Here is a 17,697-nt window from a genome sequence, read left to right as displayed (position 1 = left end):
TGGCCCGCATCGGCGCAGGAGCGCCCCTCGACGCGAGGCAGGGGGCACCCTTCTGCCCGGTCAGGGCTGGAAACGCGCACGTCCCGAGACCTCCACGTCAGCCGCCGAAGCGGCGGTCACGAGATGTGAAGTCTCGGATCGCGCGCAGGAAGTCCACCTCGCGAAGATCGGGACCCAGCGCCTCGACGAAGTAGAACTCCGAGTGGGCGGACTGCCACAGCAGGAAGTCGCTCAGGCGCTGCTCCCCCGAGGTGCGGATGACCAGGTCGGGGTCGGGCAGCCCTCCGGTGTAGAGGTGCTCGCCGATCTGCTCGGGAGTGAGACTTTCGGCGAGGTCGTCGAGCGATCCGCCGTCCTTCTGATGCGCCGCGATGATGCTGCGCACCGCATCGACGATCTCGCTGCGCCCGCCGTAGCCGACCGCGAGGTTGACGTGCATGCCGGACTTCTCCCGCGTGCGCTCCTGGACGTCGGACAGCACCCGCGCGAGATCCGGCGGTAGCAGGTCGGCGCGGCCGACGTGCTGCACCCGCCAGTCCCGCTCACGGGAGAGCTGGTCGGCGAGGTCGGCGATGATCTCGATGAGGTCGGCGAGCTCCTGGGAGTCGCGCTTGCTCAGGTTGTCGGTCGAGAGCAGGTACAGCGACACGATCCGCACGCCGATGTCGTCGCACCACTCGAGGAACTCGCGCATCTTGGCGGCGCCCGCACGGTGGCCATGGGCCGCCGAGTCGTAGCCGAGCTGCCGCGCCCACCGGCGGTTGCCGTCGATCATCATCGCGATATGGTGCGGGACCGCCTCGGGAGACAGCCGGCGCCGAAGGCGACTGATGTAGAGCCGGTAGAGGGGACCCCTGCCCTCATTCGACGCCGTCACACGTTCACCGTACCCCCGTGTCCTCGGGGCTCGCGGCCTGTGGGATGACTGGACGTACGATCCGCGGCATACGGAGCGGCTTACCCTGGGGGGATGGCCCGCCCGACCGATGTCCCCCCGACGCACGACGTCGGCGCGGAGATGCCTCACCTGCCGCTCGTCGAAGAAGCGGCGAGCGCTCCCGCCGACATCAAGCCCTCGTGGCGCGGATGGATCCACGCCGCCACGTTCCCCGTCGCGATCGCCGCCGGCGTCGTGCTCATCGCGCTCGCTCAGGGCGCGCCCGCCAAGTGGGCCTGCGCGGTGTTCATGCTCACGTCGCTGCTCCTGTTCGGCAACTCCGCGCTCTATCACCGGTTCAACTGGAAGCCGAAGACGAAGGCGATCCTCAAGCGCATCGACCACGCGAACATCCTGCTGCTCATCGCAGGGACGTACACGCCGATCGCCGTGCTCGCGCTGCCCACGCCGCAGACGATCCTGCTGCTGTCGCTCGTATGGGGCGGGGCGGTCCTCGGCATCCTGTTCCGCGTCTTCTGGATCGACGCGCCCCGCTGGCTCTACGTCGCCCTGTACCTCGTCCTCGGCTGGGCCGCGGTCATGTACGTGGTCCCGCTGTTCCAGGCGAGCGCTGCGATGATGATCCTCGTCGCGATCGGAGGCGTGCTCTACACCCTGGGCGCCGTCGTGTACGCGATGAAGCGGCCCAACCCGTGGCCCGGGCACTTCGGCTTCCACGAGATCTTCCACGTCTGCACGGTGCTGGCGTTCCTGTGCCACTGGACGGCGTGCCTGATCATCGCCCTCAACCCGGTGTACCACGCGGGCTGAGCTGCAGTCCGGGTCATCGCCCGGGGTCGCGGCCCGTTCAGCGCCGGGGGTCGACGTCCTGGTCGTCGGTGTCGGTCGTGCGCTCGGCCTCCTCGGCCTGACGCGCGGCCGCCTCCTCGGCGTCGAGCTCCTCGTCGATCTCCGACCGGAAGCGTGCGCGACGGATGCGGCGCATCATGTCCCAGATGAGGAAGACCACCGCGAACGCCAGGAAGGCGATGGCGACGAAGCCCCACGGCCCCGGCGTCACGAGCTCCGGGTCGGGCCCGGACGTCGGCGACGGAGTCACGGTCGCAGCCGCCTCGACGAGTGCGGCGATCGCCTGGTGCATGTGTCCTCGATCCGCGGAGCGCTTAGCCTGGAGTCTCCAGCCTAATTCGCCCGACAGGACCCCATGACGACGCAGCAGATGCTCGACGAACGCTACGGCCGCACGCGCCGCGGCACGACGCGCTGGGTCGTCGCCGCGGCGATCGTGCTGGGCCTCGTCGCCGTCGTCGCCTTCGCCTGGCTGACCGTCGCGAACTCCATCGATTCGGTGGACGCCGACACCACCGGCTTCCAGGTGATCGACGAGCGAACGGTCACGCTCGAGTTCCAGGTCTCGGCGCCGACCGGCTCGACGGTCTCGTGCGCGCTGGAGGCACAGGACGAGGAGCACGGCGTGGTGGGCTGGAAGGTGGTCGAGCTCCCGGCTTCCGACACCCACGCGCGGGCGTTCCGGGAGACCATCCCCACCCTCGCCGAGGCCACGACGGGTTTTGTCAACTCCTGCTGGGTGTCGTAGTCTGACGGTCACTGCAGCAGACAGACGCCCTGGCCGAGCCGGGGCGTCTCGGCTTATCCGCCTCAGACCCTCGTCCCGGGAGGCGGAGCAGCCCCGAAGAGACCGCACCTCAGCCACCGCCCAGAAAGAAGGAGACCGCCGTGTCCAGCGACGCTCCCGTGACGTTCCTGACGCAGGATGCCTACGACCGGCTCGCCGCCGAGCTCGAGCACCTTTCGACGACCGGCCGTGAGGAGATCGCGAAGCGCATCGAGGCCGCCCGCGAAGAGGGCGACCTCAAGGAGAACGGCGGCTACCACGCTGCGAAGGACGAGCAGGGCAAGCAGGAGGCGCGCATCCGGACCCTCCAGGCGCTGCTCAAGGACGCGAAGGTGGGCGAAGCCCCCGAGAGCACCGGTGTCGTGGAGCCGGGCACCGTCGTCACCGCGGTGGTCGCGGGCGGCGAAGAGGTCTTCCTCCTCGGCAGCCGCGAGATCGCAGCCAATTCCGAGCTCGACGTCTACAGCGAGGCGTCCCCGCTCGGTGAGGCGATCCTGGGCCTTCGGGAAGGCGACACGACCTCCTACAAGGCGCCGAACGGCCGCGAGATCTCGGTCGAGATCGTGAAGGTCGAGACCTACGCGGGCCAGTAGCGCACGACCTGCCGGTGCGCAGGCCTAGTCGGGGACGACGGTCGGCGCGTAACCGGCATCCGCGAGCGTCTGGATGACGTGGGCCCGGTGCTCCTGCCCGCGCGTCTCGACGCTCAGCTGCAGGATCACCTCGCTGATCTGCAGGCCCTGCCCGTGACGGGTGTGGAGCACCTCGATGACGTTGGCGCCGGCCTGCGCGAGGAGCTCCGAGACGCGGGCGAGCTGGCCGGGCCGGTCCGGAAGCGGGATCTGCAGGGTCATGTAGCGACCGGATGCCGAGAGACCGTGCGAGACCACGCGCTGGAGCAGCAGCGGGTCGATGTTGCCGCCGGAGAGGATCGAGACCGTCGGCCCCGTACCCTGCACCTTCCCGGCGAGGATCGCGGCGACGCCGACGGCGCCGGCCGGCTCGACCACCTGCTTGGCGCGCTCGAGCAGCACGAGTAGCGCGCGTGCGATGTCGTCGTCGGTCACGGTCACGACCTCGTCGACGAGTTCGCGGATGAGTGCGAACGGCACGTCGCCCGGCCGGGCCACCGCGATGCCGTCCGCTATGGTCGGCTTGGTGGCCACCTCCTCGGGGCGCCCGAGCTCGAGCGACGACGGGTAGGCGGCGGAGTTCTCGGCCTGGACGCCGATCACGCGCACCGACCGGCCGTCGACCGCCGCGCGCGCCTTCACCGCTGCGGCGACCCCGGCTGCCAGTCCCCCGCCGCCGATTCCGACGAGCACGGTCTCGACCTCGGGGAAGTCCTCGTACAGCTCGAGGCCGAGCGTCCCCTGGCCCACGACGATGTCGCGGTGGTCGAAGGGGTGGATGAGCACGGCGCCCGTTCGCTCGGCGAACTCGGCGGCGAGCCGCAGCGGGGTTTCGACGGTGGCGCCCTCGAGGATGACGTCGGCACCGTAGCCTCGCGTCGCGAGCAGCTTGGGCACGGGGACGCCCAGGGGCATGAAGATCGTGGCCGCGATGCCGAGCGACTGCGCCGCGAGCGCGACGCCCTGCGCGTGATTGCCCGCCGAGGCGGCGACGACGCCCCGTGCGCGCTCCTCCGGCGTCAGCCGCGAAAGACGGTACGCCGCCCCGCGGATCTTGAACGACCCCGTGCGCTGGAGGTTCTCGAGCTTGAGGTGGACGGGCACGCCGAGCAGGTCGGTCAGGTGGAGGGACTCGTCGAGCGGCGTGTGCGTGATGACGCCCGCGAGTGCGGCCGCGGCATCCTCGAACTCGGCGAGAACCGGGACGGAGACGGCAGGGCTCACGTTCGGCTCCTTCTCATTCCGCTCGCTGCGGCGGGCGACGAGCGGCGACGTCATGCGGGGGTCCTTCGTGGGCGGGGTCGGCTGCGCGGCACGGTGCTCCAGATGAGGTCGGCATGCGGACTTCGGCCGGTCTCCCAGGACCGTTCGCTGAGGTACACGGCGACGACGTTGACGAACGCCGCGATGGGCACGGCGAACAGCGCTCCGGGGATGCCTGCGATCATGGCACCGCCGGCGACCACCAGGACGACGGCGAGGGGGTGCACCTTCACGGCCGACCCCATGAGCAGCGGCTGGAGCACGTGGCCCTCCAGCTGCTGCACGCCGAGGACGACGACGAGCATCCACAGGGCGATCCACGGGCCGTTGTAGACCAGTGCGAGGAAGACGGCGACGGCTCCCGTGAGGACTGCTCCCACGATCGGCACGAAGGCGCCGAGGAACACCAGGACGGCGATCGGGATCGCGAGGGGCACACCCAGCAGGAAGGCGCCGAGCCCGATGCCGATCGCATCGATCGTCGCGACCAGCAGCTGGGTGCGCGCGTAGTTGACGACGGTCACCCACCCCGCGCGCCCCGCGCCGTCCACGGCGGCCCGTGCGCGCTGGGGGAACAGGCGGGTCGCCCAGCGCCAGATCCCGGCGCCGTCGGCGAGGAGGCACAGCAGGATGAAGACCGACAGCAGAGCGCCCGTCGCGACGTGGCCGACCGTCGTGCCGATCGCGAGGGCGCCCGACCAGAGGAGCTCCGCCTGCTGCTGGATGAAGGTCCAGGACTGGCCGAGGAGATCGTCGATCTGCTGGGCGGTCAGATGGAGCGGACCGTCGATGAGGTACTGGCGCAGGGATTCCACGGCTTCGACGGTGCGCTGCTGGACGCTCGACCATTGGCGGGTGATCTGCCACACTACCAGCCACAGGAGACCCGCCACGACGGCGATGGCCCCGACGGCCGCGATGACGATGGCGAGCCATCGGGGGAAGCGGTGGCGCAGCATCCAGCTGAACGCGGGCCACAGCAGTGCCGTGATGAGAATCGAGACGAGCAGGGGGATGACGAGCAGCTTGAGCTGGATGACGAGCCAGATGACGACCCCGGCGGCCGCTGCGATGACCAGCAGCCGCCACGCGTAGGCCGTCGTGAGGCGGAGCCCTCGCGGGATGTGGCCCTGGAGGTCGGTGGAGACGATCCGCGTGCGGTCCCGGACGGCGTCGAGCACCGAACCGCGGGGCTTCTCGGGGCCGTTCATCCGCCCAGTCTAGGACCGCGTCGATGCGCGTCTCCGTATGCGACGGACGGCCCGACCCGGTCGCTGCCGTCCGCTCTGTCGGTGCCGCTTACTAGGCTGGCCGGGTGAAGGAGACCTTGAGCATCGCCGAGGCGCGGCGCATCGCGCTGGCTGCGCAGGGTTTCGGGCGAGAGCGCGCGGGAACGCCCGGCTCGCCCGCCGGCACCCGGCAGCTGAACCTCGCGATGGCGCGGATGCAGACGCTGCAGATCGACTCCGTCAACGTCTTCGCACGCTCGCACTACATGCCGCTCTTCTCGCGCCTCGGCGCCTACGAGACGGCGGCGCTCGACCGCCTGCTCTTCGGGCGCCGTGCGCCGTACGTCGAGTACTGGGCGCACGTGGCGGCCTTCATCCCGGCCAGCGACTGGGGTCTCTTCCGCTTCCGCATGGACGACCTGCGCGCGAAGTACGGCTCCAAGCCCGACGGGTGGTTCGTGCGCAACGCGCAGATCGTCGACTGGGTTCGCGCCGAGCTCGCCGAGCGGGGGCCTCTGCGGCCGGCGCAGATCGAACACGACGCCAAGCAGTCGCGCAAAGGGCCGTGGTGGGACTGGGACGTCGTCAAGAACGCCCTCGAGTACCTCTGGCTGTTCGGCGAGGTGGCCATCGCGGGTCGTCGCGGCTTCGAGCGGCGCTACGGCCTGGCGCGCGACGTGATCCCGTCAGAAGCGCTCGATGCGTCGATTCCTCGCCAAGACGCCGTGCGCGAACTGGTTCGGCGGGCGGCGAAGGCCTACGGCGTTGCGACGGCGTCGGACCTGGCCGACTACTGGCGCATCGCCGATCGGGCGGCGATCCTCGCCTCCGTGAACGATCTCGTCGACGCCGGCGAGCTCGCACCGGTGACGGTGAGGGGCTGGACGACCGGCGGGCGCGCGGCGAAGGCCTGGGTGCACAGCAGCGCGACCCTTCCGCGGCGGGTCGAGGCCACCGCCGTCCTGACGCCGTTCGACCCGGTCGTCTGGTTCCGCGAGCGTGCGGAGCGGCTCTTCGACTTCGAGTACCGCATCGAGATCTATACGCCCGCGCCCAAGCGCCGGTACGGCTACTACTCGCTGCCGGTGCTCGTGGGCGACGACATCGTGGGCCGCGTAGACCTCAAGGCCGACCGGGCGACATCGACGCTCCTCGTGCAGTCGGCCTGGTGGGAGCCCGGGAAGGGAACGGATGCCGCGGCCCGACTCGCCGACGAGCTTCGGCTCGCCGCCCGATGGCAGCAGCTCGAGGCGATCTCCTTCTCTCATTGGGGGGATGCGACGGACGATCTCGCCCGGGTGATGCCCGAGGCGCGCCGGCATCACGCCGGTCCGGGTGAACCTGTCGCGCTCGCACCGGACGAGCGCAGCGCCGCCGACGGCAGTGCCGACGAGCCTGGTGCCGGCGAACCCGCACCGTTCCCGGAGACGGCGTGAAGCGCAGCGCCGTCGTCGGCCTCGTGATCGCGGCGGTGGCGTTGGTCGGGCTGGGTCTCGCCGCCTGGTGGTTCCTCTCGAGGGAGCCGGGGCCGGAAGCGACCGCACGGGCCTATCTCGATTCGCTCGCTGCCGGAGACGGTGCGCGAGCCGTGGCGCTGCTGGCGGCGGCGCCGAGCGGTGGTGTCGACCTCGAGAAGGCGTTCAGCGGTGCCGACGCCTACCCTTCCGACGCCCGGATCGGGCCGGTCGAAGACGACGGGCGGGGCGGCGCGGGGGTCGGGGTCGCGTACACGCTGGACGGCACGCAGCACGAGGGTTCGCTCGGCCTCGTGGAGCAGGAGGGCGGGTGGCGCGTCGGCGCGGACGGCCTCGGCGCCCTGTCGCCGCAGACGACGCTCGGCACCTTGGTCCTCGTCGGCGGAGTCGCCGTGCCCGCGGGCGCGTCGACGGCGCTCCTCCCTGCGGTCTACCCCGTGACGGCCGCCCCGCGCGGCATCCTCGAGGGGTCCACGTCGGCGGCGGTTGCGATGGGAGCGACGACCGACGCGGCGGTCGAGGCATCCATCGCCGTCCAGGCCACGATGCTCGCTCAGCAGCAGCTCGAGAGCTACGCGCGGGCGTGCGCGAAGCCGGCGCAGACGGTGCCCGCCAACTGCGGGATCCGTGTGCCGTGGGCGGCCGATCTCGCCTCCCTCGCATCCATCTCGTTCCGCATCGAGCAGATGCCGCAGCTGGCGCTCTCGCCGGATCTGCGGACGTTCTCGGCGACGGACGGCATCGTCGTGGCGACCGCGACCGGGATCACGTCCGATGGCGCGGAGGCGTCGTTCAGCTACCGCGCGGACGACTGGGCCCTGCGCGGAGCCGTCACTCTGACACCCGACGGCATGGAGCTCGCCGTCGGCTGACCCGACCGGAGGTCGACGTGGGTGTGCGCCCCCGCGCCGCCGCGCGCGCTACGGGGCCGCGAGCCCCGCGACCTCGAGGCCGAGCCAGCGCGAAAGCTCCCGGATCTCGGCATCCACCGCCTGCGCGAGCTCCGCCGAGAAGGGCTCGTCCTCGTGGATCGCGTGGACTCGCAGCACACCCGCCTTGCGATCCGCCTTCGCGTCCAGCTTCCCGACGAATCGATCGCCGTGGAGGATCGGCAGCGCGAAGTATCCCCAGCGCCGCTTGGCGGCCGGCTTGTACATCTCGAGGAGGTACTCGTACCCGAACAGGTCGCGCAGCCGGTCGCGGTCGAAGACGAGGCGGTCGAAGGGCGAGAGCAGAGCCGTCCGCGGCCGGAAGCGAACGGCCGTCTCCAGCGCGGCGGGGTCGAGGCGCCAGTCCCCCTCGACGCCCTCCACTTCGGCCGTCACTCCCACCGTGCCGACGTCGACCGGCTCGTACGGCTGGCTCACGCCCTTGGCTCGGGCGAGGCCGAGGGAGCCCAGTCGGCGCTCGGCGCGTTCGCGCGCGGCGTCCTCGTCGCTCAGCTCCGGCAGGTCGGACGGGTACACGCGCTCGGCCAGGTCGAACAGCCGGCCCTTCGCGTCGCGCCCGGCGATCGCGACCTCGCCGCGTGCCGTCAGGATCTCGAGCATCTGCATCGTGTTGCGGTCATTCGTCCAGCCGGACGATCGCCACGACACCTGCGCCGTGTCCGGGATGTCGGCGGGTCGCAGCGGACCGTCTGCGCGAAGCCGGTCGAGCACCTCCCGGCGGAAGACGTCGTTCGCCGCGAGCCACTTCCGCCCGTCTGCGGACTGGGGACGCTCGCGCATGAGCGGGCGGATCAGAGGCAGGTCGGTCATGGGACGGTAGAAGCCGCCCCACTCGAAGATCGCGCGATCGTCTTCGACCAGGCGCCGCAGGTCGGCGGGCTGGTACGGCCAGCCGAGCCGGCTCCACAGGATGTGGTCGGCGCTCGGGGCGATCGCGGCGGTCGGCTCGATGTTCACGACGGTGAGCGCGTCGATCGTCTCGACGATGTCGGCGGGCCGATCGGCCGTGAGCAGCTGGGCGCGCACGGCGATCCGCCGCGCGTGGGCGCGTGAGAGCCTCTCGACCATCAGAACCGCCCGCCCATCGCGCGCAGGCGCTCGATGCGGTCGGGGATCGGCGGGTGCGTCGAGAACATGCGCTCGAGGGCGTTGGGACGCAGCGGGTCCGCTATCCACAGGTGAGCCATCGAGATGTTCGGCTTGCGCAGCGGCTGGGCGTGCTGCTGGAGCTTGTCCAGCGCCGAGGCGAGTCCGTCGGGATCGCGCGTCGTGAGCGCGCTCGTCGCGTCGGCCAGATACTCGCGCTGGCGGGAGATGGCCGCCTGCACCGCCCCCGCCAGGAGAGGAGCGACGAGCGCCGCGACGACGCCGAACAGCAGGAAGATCAGCTGCGCCTGCCCATTGCCGCCACGGCGGCCTCCGCCGAAGAAGGCGACCCGCAGGAGGAGATCCGCGAGGATCCCCACCGCGACGACGAGGCCGAACACGACCAGAGAGACGCGGATGTCGTAGTTGCGGATGTGGCCGAGCTCATGGCCGAGGACCCCGTCGAGCTCGCGGTCGGTCAGAAGCTCGAACAGTCCGGTCGTCACGGTGATGGATGCCTCTTCGGGCTTGCGTCCCGTCGCGAACGCGTTCGGCGCCGGGTCGTCCACGACGTACAGCGCCGGCATCGGCGTTCCCGTCGTGATGCACAGGTTCTCGACGAGACGGTAGTAGCGCGGCGCGTCCGCCTGCGTCACCGGGACCGCACCGGCCATAGCGATCGCCTCGCGGTCGGCGAAGAAGTACTGGAAGATCGCATAGCCGGTCGCGAAGAGCAGGATGAACGCGGTCACCCACCAGTTGTTGCCCATGAGCCATCCGGCGAGTACGCCGATGCCCGCCAGCAGCGCAAGGAAGGCGACGAGGATGACCCACGTGTTGCGCTTGTTGCGCGCGATCGCCGAGTACATGTCACATGCCGGCCGACGGGAACCGACCGGGCGTTCTCAGAACTGCACGCGGGGCGGTTCGGAGATCGCGGCGCCGTCGACGACCTCGAAGAACTCCCGCTCGTGAAAGCCCAGGTTGCGGGCGAAGAGGTTGTTCGGGAAGACCTTGATCTTGGTGTTCAGCTCGCGCACGCCGCCGTTGTAGAACCGGCGTGAGGCCTGGATCTTGTCCTCCGTGTCGACGATGGACTGCTGCAGCTGCAGGAAGTTCTGGCTGGCCTGCAGCTGCGGGTAGGCCTCGGCTACCGCGAAGAGCGACTTCAGCGCCTGCTGCATGTGCCCCTCCGCGACACCCGCTTCGGCCGGCCCGCCCGCCGTCAGAGTCTCGGCGCGGGCTCGGGTGACGTTCTCGAACACCGCCTTCTCGTGAGCGGCGTAGCCCTTCACCGCCTCGATGAGGTTCGGAAGCAGATCGGCTCGACGCTTGAGCTGGACGGTGATGTCGCTCCAGGCCTCGTCGACGCGCACGTTCAACTGGACGAGCGAGTTGTACGTCGCCCACAGATAGATGCCGACGATCACGACCAGCGCGACCACGATCAGGACAGGGATCAGCCACTCCCACATAGGCGCCATCCTACCGACCCCGGCCCCGCCTGATCAGGGGTGGAAAGCGACTCTCAGTTGTTGTCCACCGAGCACCCGGCCGACGCGCTGCTTTCCTCGCGCGGACCTCACTCACGCACCCAGCACGCGCTGAAGATACCCGTTCTGGAATATCCGCTCGGGATCGAGCCGGTCGCGCACCGCGCGGAAGTCCTCGAAGCGGGGGTACCGCTCGCGGAGGACGCCGGCGTCGAGGGTGTGCATCTTGCCCCAATGCGGGCGGCCACCGAACCCGAGCATGATCTGCTCGACACCGTCGAAGTACTCCGCGGGGTCTTCGCACCAGTAGCGATGGACCGCGATGTATCCCGACTCCCTCCCGTGCGCGGTGGAGAGCCACAGCGGGTCGGATGCCGCGAAGCGCACCTCGACCGGGAACGAGATCCTCCATCCGCGGTCCCGGATGAGCGCACGCAGGGCCTCGAAGGCCGGTCGCACATTCTCAGCGGGGAGGGCGTACTCCATCTCGCGGAACCGCACATCGCGGTTCTGCGTGAAGACGCCGGTGGAGGCATCCGTGTATTCCCGGTTGCCGGTCAGCCTGACGGCGAGGCGGCTGAACGACGGAATGATGCCCGGGACGGCCGTGCCGACGGCGCACGCCAGGCGGTAGACGCCGTTGGACAGCAGCTCTTCGTCGATCCACTTGCCCATGCGCGGAAGAGGCGCCTTCGGTGCGTCCGCGGGCAGCCGCGTGTTCGTCTTGGTCAGCGCGACATCCGTGTGCGGGAACCAGTAGAACTCGAAGTGGTCCGCGCCGGCGACGCGTTCCTCGAGGCCGGCGAGGACGTCGTCCAACGGCTCGGGTCGCTCGACCGCGTGCAGGACGAACGCCGGAACGCATTGCAGCGTCACGTCGACGAGGACTCCGAGGGCTCCCAGGCCCGGCGCGATGGCGGGCAGGAGCTCGGGGTTCTGGCTCTCGTCGACGGTGATCACGTCGCCCATGCCGGTGACGAGCGTCGCCCCCACGATCTGCGTCGCGATGCCGCCGAACCGGGCTCCGGTGCCGTGGGTTCCCGTCGAGACGGCGCCCGAGATCGACTGCCGGTCGATGTCGCCCAGGTTCTGCATCGCGAGGCCGTACGGGGCGAGGAGCTTCGGGATCCGGTGCAGGCGCGTGCCGGCGTACATCCGCACCCGGCGCCGCTCGCGGTCGACCTCGATGAGGCCGGTCAGGTCGTCCAGTTCGAGCAGGACGCCCGGCGCCACGGCGATCGCGCTGAAGCTGTGACCGGCTCCGACCGGCTTGACCGTCATGCCGTTGCGCCGCGCGGCCTCGACGGACCGCTGGACGGCCTCGACCGACGCAGGACGTTCGACCCGCAGCGGACGCACGCTCTGGGTCCGTCCCCAGTTCCGCCACTCGGCGCCGGGGCGGGTCACAGGAAGGCCCTTCCCTCGCCGCGATAGCTGGGGACGCTGCCGACTCGGCGGTCGCCGTCGACGAGCTGGAACTCCTCGACGCGCTCGCCGAGCTCTCCGCTCTTGGCATGGCGGAACCACACCCGGTCGCCGATCCGCAAGCCGCGCGCCGCAGCGCCACGCAGCGGGGTCTGCACTTCGCCCGCTCCTTCGCGCGACAGGGTGCTGAGCCCGGCGGGCCACACGGGAGCGGGCTGCCGCGAGGCGACGGGCGGGCCCGAGGCGATCCAGCCGCCGCCGAGCACCGTCGCGACATCGGGGGCCGGCTTGCGCACGACCTCCAGCGCGAACGCCGCCGCCGGCGCGGGGGCGAAGGCGCGGTAGCCGTCGAAGAGGTGCCCCGCGAGCAGCCCGCTTCCGGCCGTGATCTCGGTGACCGAGGGGTCGGATGCTGTCAGCTCCAGCGACCCCGTGCCGCCCCCGTTCACGAACTCGAGCGACGCGATCCGCTCGACGGCCGTGACGATGGCGCCCCGCCGCTCGATCAGCTCCTGGCCGGACCGCCGCTGCATCCAGCGGACGACAGCATCCCCGGACCCCGTGTCGTCGCCCTGCCCGGCGATCTGGGCCTCGTACATCATGAGACCGACGAGCCGGAATCCCGGCCGGTCGACGACCAGGCGGGCGAGGTTCGCGGCCTCGGACGGCTGGCGGACCGGCGAGCGGTGCACGCCGATGTGCCCGAGACCGGGCGCGCGCCAGGAGGCGTCGATGTCGAGCGCGACGCGGATGGGGGCGCGGCGCGCGGGCGCGACCACGGCGTCGATGAGATCGAGCTGTGCGATGTCGTCGATCATGAGCGTGACGCGCGACGCGGCGACGTCGGCGGCGGCGAGACGGGCGATCGCCGCCCTGTCCGCGGTCGGGTAGCCGACGACGACGTCATCGTGCGTCTCGGCGAGCCAGAGCGCCTCGGGAAGGGTGAACGCGAGGATGCCGCGATATCCGGGCAGGGCGAGCGTCGCGTCCAGCATCGCGCGGATCCGCACCGACTTGCTGGCGACGCGGATGGGCACGCCGGCTGCACGGACCAGCATGTCGAGAGCGTTGTACCGCACGGCGGGCAGGCTGATGGCCGCCACAGGTCCGGACAGATCGGCGACGGCCGCCGTCATGGCGCCCCAGTGGGCGGCGGGGTCTGCCCAGGTCCGCGCTCCGGCGGTTCCGGGCACCGCCAGCAGGTCGAGGGTCATCGGGGGGTCGTCCTCTCGCGCACATCATCGGTACGCATCGGTACAGCCTAAAGCCCGCGCGGCATCGCGCTGCGCCGGGTTGAGCACGGGGTGAGCACGGGGTGAGTCCGCGGTGAGTCCGCGATGAGAGGAGGTGACGCCGATGTCGTGAGAAGAGTCGGCACGTGCGCATCTCGACGTGCCCCCGATGGGACTCGAACCCATACTGGAGCGGGTTTAAGCCGCCTGCCTCTGCCGATTGGGCTACGGGGGCGAGTGCGCGGACGCGGCCGACCATGCGCACACGACGATGCGGATCTCGCGGACTCGCCGCTCAGACTAGCCGCCCCGCACGAGCACCCGCCGGACGTGCGCGAACCCCGCCGGAGGAGGCACTCCGGCGGGGTTCATCACGACGCGCGATGCGCGCGCGGCGGGGGTCCGTCACGACGCGCGATCAGCGCGCGGCGGCCGGGCCGTCATGACGCGCGATCAGCGCGCGGCGGCCGGACCGTACTGATGCGCGATCAGCGCGCGGCGGCGACCTTCTCGGCGGGCGCGGCGGCGTCCGCGGGCTTCGCCTCGACGGGGGCTGCCGGACGCGGTCGCGCCGCGAACTCCTCGAAGACGTAGCGCGGGTTCTGGACGGTCTGGAGGTTCACGATGTCGCGACCCAGCCAGAAGTTGTTCCACCAGCCCCAGATGACGCGCCACTTGCGCTCCCACGACGGCATGGCCAGGCCGTGGTAGCCGCGGTGCGCGAGCCACGCGATCCAGCCCTTGAGCGCGATGTTGCCCGACTGGAACACGCCCACCCACAGTCCGAGACCGGCGACCGCGCCGAGGTTCTTGTGGTAGTACTCGCGGGGCAGCTCGCCGCGGAGCACGCCGACGAGGTTCTTCGCGAGCAGCTTGGCCTGCCGCACGGCGTGCTGCGCGTTCGGGACGCAGTAGCCGCCGACACCGCCGCCGGTGAGATCGGGGACGGCCGCCACGTCACCGGCGGCCCATGCGCCCTCGACGATCTCGTCGTCGCTGCCCACGCGCAGGTCGGCGCGGGTGCGGATGCGACCCCGCTCCTCGACGGGGAGGTCACCGCCGCGGACGACCGTGGGGTTGGCCATGACGCCCGCGGTCCAGATGATGAGGTCGCTCGGCAGGGTCTCGCCCGTCGAGAGCTCGACGTTGCCGTTCAGCGCGCCGGTCACCTGCGTGTCGAGGTGCACGTACGCGCCGCGCTGCGCGAGGTTCTTCAGCACCCACTCGCTCGTCTTGAGCGACACCTCGGGCATGATGCGGCCCATCGCCTCGATGAGGTGGAAGTGGGTGTCTTCGAAGGTCAGTTCGGGGTAGTCCTTGACGAGCGCCGACGCGAGCGAGCGGAGCTCGGCGAACACCTCGATGCCGGCGAAGCCGCCGCCGACCACGATGACCGTCAGCAGGCGGTCGCGCTCGGGCCCGGGGGGAAGCGTCGCCGCGCGGTCGAAGTTCGACATCAGGCGGTCGCGGATCGCGACGGCCTCCTCGATCGTCTTCAGTCCGATGGCGTTGTCGGCGATGCCGGGGATCGGGAACGTGCGCGACACGGCGCCCGCGGTCACGACGATCTGGTCGTACTCGAGCTCGTAGGGCTCTGCCAGCTCGGGCGTGATGGTCGCAACCTTGTTCGCGTGGTTGATTCCGGTGACCTTGGCGGCGATGACCTTCGTCCGCTTGAGATGGCGACGCAGCGCGACGACGGAGTGTCGCGCCTCGATCGACCCTGCCGCGACCTCCGGAAGGAACGGCTGGTAGGTCATATAGGGCAGCGGATCGACGATCGTGACCTCTGCCTCGCCCTTGCGGAGGTGCTTCTCGAGCTTCCACGCGGTGTAGAAGCCGGCGTAGCCACCGCCGACGATGAGGATCCGGGGCACAGTGCTTTTCGCGGTGCTAGACACGGTGAGATGAACTCCTCGCAGTTCAACGGCTCGACGTGCGGGAATCGCGCGCCATACGGATGCGTCGGACAGCAGCGGTGACGCCGAGCGCCACCAGTATAGCGGCCCCTGTGGCGGCGCCGAGCGGCAGCGAGCCGTACAGCAGGGTGTCCGCCGAGGGCAGCAGCGGCGAGGCGGGGCGGGTGGGGGCGTCGGCCTGCGGGAGAGGCTCGAGCTCGACCGGGGCGGTCGATGACTCCGGGGCGGGATTCGCCTCGGCGCGCCGGTAGAGCCGGATCCAGTCCTCGAGACTGCCCATGGGGTTGACCGCCACGAGGGGGACGGATGCCGAGACCGCCGCGGCGGCATCGACGAGGCCGTATCCGTACAGCGGGTCGGGCACCTTCGTCGCCCCCGCGGCCGGGCGTGCCGTCTGGATGAGCCGGTTGATCACGTTCGCCGAGTCCAGCTCCGGGTGCGCCGCGCGGACGAGGGCGGCGATCCCGGCCACGAGCGGTGCCGCACCGCTCGTCCCGTTCCACAGGACGAGACTGCCGTCGGCGGACACTCCCACGAGCTCCTCGCTCGGCGCGGACACGCCGATCGTGATGCCCTGGGTCGAGGCCTCCACGCTCGCCCTGCCCTGGGGGTCGACCCCGGCCACAGTGAGGACTCCGGGGATCGTGGCGGGAGCGCCGACCCTGGTCGTGCCGCTCCCCCGGTTGCCCGCCGCGACGACGACCACGACATCGTGCTCGAACGCGTAGAGGAAGGCGTCGTCCCAGCTCTCGTCCCAGTCGGCGGTGTTGGTCGTGAGCGAAAGGTTGATCACGTCGGCGTCGTTGTCCACCGCCCAGCGGATCCCCTCCGCGATCTGCTTCGTGAAGGGAACCTGGGCGCCGGAGCCGAATCCGACCGAGACCGACAGCAGCTGCGCCTCCGGCGCGACGCCGATCATGCCCGTGTCGGGCCCGGTCCCGCGGGCGGCTGCCAGGGAGGCCACCCAGCTGCCGTGGTTGGCGTCGACGGCCCCCACGGGCGTCCGGCCGTCCGGCGTCCCCTGCCCCGACACATCCGTCCCCCCTGCGACGGCACCCTCGAACTCGACGGGACCCTTGCCGATGCCCGTGTCGATGATGGCGATGCGCACGCCCGCGCCGCGCGTCGTCTGCCAGGCCTGCCGGACGCCGTAATCGTCGAGCCAGTACTCGGCCGCCCGGACGGGATCCGAGCCGGATGCCGCCATGGGCGTCGAGACCGTGCTCGCCGGTGCCGGCACGCCGTCGTCGGCGGGCAGCGGCCCCCGGTTCGCCGGCAGTGCGTGCGTCGCCGCAGGGACGGCCCCGAGCACCGCCAGCAGCAGCGTCGCAAGCGCGGCGGCAGCCAGCCCCTTCACCCGCCGGCTCCCGGATGGGCGCACACGCAGCGCTCGGGCGACCAGCTCGACAGCGCCAGCGCGCGATCGCCGATGGGGTTGACACCCGGGCCTGCAGCGAGCGCGTGGCCCGCGAGGGCGTGCAGGCACTTGACCCGCGTGGGCATGCCGCCCGCCGAGATGCCGTCGATCTCGGGGACGTCGCCGAACGCGGCGCGATCGCGCAGGTACGCCTCGTGCGCCGCCCGATAGGCCGCCGCGACCTCCTCGTCGGCGAGCTCCTCGGCGAGCCCGGGCATGGCGTGCTCCGCTTCGAGCGTCGACATCGCCGCCGTCGCGGCGGGATGCGTCAGGTAGTAGAACGTGGGGAACGGCGTTCCGTCGGGAAGCCGGGGCGAGGTCGCGACAACCGTGGGATTGCCACAGACGCAGCGCGCAGCTATGCCGACGACGCCTCGGGCGGGGCGTCCGAGCTGCTCGCGGAGCACGGCCAGATCGGCCTCGCTGACGGACGGGAAGGGCGGCGTGCTCACGCCAGCAGGCTACCGGCAGTCGCTGGGACGCCCCTGATCAGGGCATCTCCTCAGGAGCGTCGGTCGGCGCCTGGACCGGCGCGTCGGGGATGCCGATGGCGGGAGCGCGAACGGTCTGGGCGAGCCCGGCCGCGGTCACGGACCGCACGAACTGCGCCATCCAGTCGGTGCGCGTCTGTTCCACCTCGTCGGTCACCGGCTGCTGCTCCTGCGGCAGCTGCGCCGGTGTGAGGTCGTTGTCCACGAGGTACACGACCTCGCCCGGTTTGACGTAGTACAGCCGCTCGCGGGCCTGCGTCGTGATGTACGCGGGATCGCGCCACCGGTCGCGCTGGGCCTCGAGGTCGTCGATCTGCTCCTGGCTCACCTGGACGGATGCCGCGAGCGCCGCGATCTGCTGGCGCTGGTCCACGTAGGTCCCGATCGTCGGAACGAGCACGAAGGCCGCGAGCACGACCAGGCCGAGCATGATGACCATGAAGCCGGACAGCCGGATGCCGCCGAGCCATCCGCGGACGTCGACCTGGCGACGCTCGCGCACCGGCCGGCGGCGATGAGTGGGGGGAGCCGTCCCTGTGGCCACGGCTCCC

The 17,697-nt window shown here is 71.1% G+C and carries 18 protein-coding genes and 1 tRNA gene; 5 read left to right on the top strand and 14 right to left on the bottom strand.

Annotated features, from left to right (window positions below; all coding sequences use genetic code 11):
• Nucleotides 1–97: 97 nt before the first annotated feature.
• A complete protein-coding gene (locus EV279_RS09555) occupies nt 98–877 on the bottom strand; it encodes an isoprenyl transferase (RefSeq protein WP_133542927.1) in 780 nt (259 codons plus the stop codon).
• A gap of 93 nt (nt 878–970) precedes the next feature.
• On the opposite strand from EV279_RS09555, the gene EV279_RS09550 reads away from it, so the two are divergent.
• Nucleotides 971–1,708, top strand: coding sequence for a hemolysin III family protein (locus tag EV279_RS09550; protein WP_133542925.1), 738 nt, complete (start codon nt 971–973; stop codon nt 1,706–1,708).
• Between the two features lie 37 nt (nt 1,709–1,745).
• Here EV279_RS09550 and EV279_RS09545 read toward each other — a convergent pair whose 3' ends face one another.
• Nucleotides 1,746–2,039: a hypothetical protein gene (locus EV279_RS09545; RefSeq protein WP_133542923.1), complete on the bottom strand. Its 294-nt coding sequence runs from the start codon at nt 2,037–2,039 to the stop codon at nt 1,746–1,748.
• 63 nt (nt 2,040–2,102) lie between these two features.
• On the opposite strand from EV279_RS09545, the gene EV279_RS09540 reads away from it, so the two are divergent.
• On the top strand, nt 2,103–2,495 hold the full coding sequence (locus tag EV279_RS09540; RefSeq protein WP_133542921.1) for a DUF4307 domain-containing protein: 393 nt from the start codon (nt 2,103–2,105) through the stop codon (nt 2,493–2,495).
• A gap of 140 nt (nt 2,496–2,635) precedes the next feature.
• Nucleotides 2,636–3,127, top strand: a complete 492-nt coding sequence (gene greA, locus EV279_RS09535) for a transcription elongation factor GreA (RefSeq protein WP_133542919.1) — start codon at nt 2,636–2,638, stop codon at nt 3,125–3,127.
• A 24-nt stretch (nt 3,128–3,151) separates the two neighbouring features.
• Here the strand turns inward: greA and ilvA are convergent, their stop codons facing one another.
• On the bottom strand, nt 3,152–4,444 hold the full coding sequence (gene ilvA, locus EV279_RS09530; protein ID WP_133542917.1) for a threonine ammonia-lyase: 1,293 nt from the start codon (nt 4,442–4,444) through the stop codon (nt 3,152–3,154).
• The gene (locus EV279_RS09525; RefSeq protein ID WP_133542915.1) at nt 4,441–5,640 is read right to left on the bottom strand and encodes an AI-2E family transporter; all 1,200 of its coding nucleotides are present in this window, start codon (nt 5,638–5,640) and stop codon (nt 4,441–4,443) included. Before EV279_RS09525 ends, ilvA begins: the two co-directional genes overlap by 4 nt.
• Before the next feature lie 104 nt (nt 5,641–5,744).
• Between EV279_RS09525 and EV279_RS09520 the strand changes: the two genes are divergently transcribed.
• A complete protein-coding gene (locus EV279_RS09520; RefSeq protein WP_133542913.1) occupies nt 5,745–7,094 on the top strand; it encodes a crosslink repair DNA glycosylase YcaQ family protein in 1,350 nt (449 codons plus the stop codon).
• On the top strand, nt 7,091–8,005 hold the full coding sequence (locus EV279_RS09515) for a hypothetical protein (protein ID WP_133542911.1): 915 nt from the start codon (nt 7,091–7,093) through the stop codon (nt 8,003–8,005). Before EV279_RS09520 ends, EV279_RS09515 begins: the two co-directional genes overlap by 4 nt.
• A 48-nt stretch (nt 8,006–8,053) precedes the next feature.
• On the opposite strand, the gene EV279_RS09510 is transcribed toward EV279_RS09515, so the two are convergent.
• From EV279_RS09510 to EV279_RS09465, 10 genes are all read right to left on the bottom strand, one after another.
• Nucleotides 8,054–9,151 carry a crosslink repair DNA glycosylase YcaQ family protein gene (locus tag EV279_RS09510; protein WP_133542909.1) on the bottom strand — a complete coding sequence of 366 codons (1,098 nt, stop codon included), beginning with the start codon at nt 9,149–9,151 and terminating at the stop codon, nt 8,054–8,056.
• Nucleotides 9,151–10,038 (bottom strand): M48 family metalloprotease, encoded by an 888-nt coding sequence (locus tag EV279_RS09505; RefSeq protein ID WP_133542907.1) that lies wholly within the window; start codon nt 10,036–10,038, stop codon nt 9,151–9,153. The genes EV279_RS09510 and EV279_RS09505 overlap by 1 nt, the downstream gene beginning before the upstream one ends.
• Nucleotides 10,039–10,074: 36 nt before the next feature.
• On the bottom strand, nt 10,075–10,644 hold the full coding sequence (locus tag EV279_RS09500; RefSeq protein ID WP_133542905.1) for a LemA family protein: 570 nt from the start codon (nt 10,642–10,644) through the stop codon (nt 10,075–10,077).
• Nucleotides 10,645–10,755: 111 nt separating this feature from the next.
• Nucleotides 10,756–12,069 (bottom strand): D-arabinono-1,4-lactone oxidase, encoded by a 1,314-nt coding sequence (locus EV279_RS09495; RefSeq protein ID WP_133542903.1) that lies wholly within the window; start codon nt 12,067–12,069, stop codon nt 10,756–10,758.
• Nucleotides 12,066–13,301, bottom strand: a complete 1,236-nt coding sequence (locus EV279_RS09490) for an alanine racemase (protein WP_133542901.1) — start codon at nt 13,299–13,301, stop codon at nt 12,066–12,068. The genes EV279_RS09495 and EV279_RS09490 overlap by 4 nt, the downstream gene beginning before the upstream one ends.
• A 179-nt stretch (nt 13,302–13,480) precedes the next feature.
• Nucleotides 13,481–13,554, bottom strand: a tRNA-Leu gene (locus tag EV279_RS09485).
• Between the two features lie 253 nt (nt 13,555–13,807).
• On the bottom strand, nt 13,808–15,196 hold the full coding sequence (locus tag EV279_RS09480) for an NAD(P)/FAD-dependent oxidoreductase (RefSeq protein WP_133544819.1): 1,389 nt from the start codon (nt 15,194–15,196) through the stop codon (nt 13,808–13,810).
• Between the two features lie 46 nt (nt 15,197–15,242).
• On the bottom strand, nt 15,243–16,478 hold the full coding sequence (locus EV279_RS09475) for a S8 family serine peptidase (RefSeq protein WP_243728612.1): 1,236 nt from the start codon (nt 16,476–16,478) through the stop codon (nt 15,243–15,245).
• 113 nt (nt 16,479–16,591) lie between these two features.
• Entirely contained in the window at nt 16,592–17,107 is a 516-nt protein-coding gene (locus tag EV279_RS09470; protein ID WP_133542899.1) for a DUF501 domain-containing protein, read from the bottom strand.
• Nucleotides 17,108–17,144: 37 nt separating this feature from the next.
• On the bottom strand, nt 17,145–17,690 hold the full coding sequence (locus tag EV279_RS09465) for a septum formation initiator family protein (protein ID WP_243728511.1): 546 nt from the start codon (nt 17,688–17,690) through the stop codon (nt 17,145–17,147).
• Nucleotides 17,691–17,697: the final 7 nt, after the last annotated feature.

The sequence above is a fragment of the Microbacterium sp. BK668 genome (assembly GCF_004362195.1).
In the GTDB taxonomy this organism is placed as follows: Bacteria; Actinomycetota; Actinomycetes; order Actinomycetales; family Microbacteriaceae; genus Microbacterium.
This window is presented reverse-complemented; position numbering and strand designations above follow the sequence as displayed.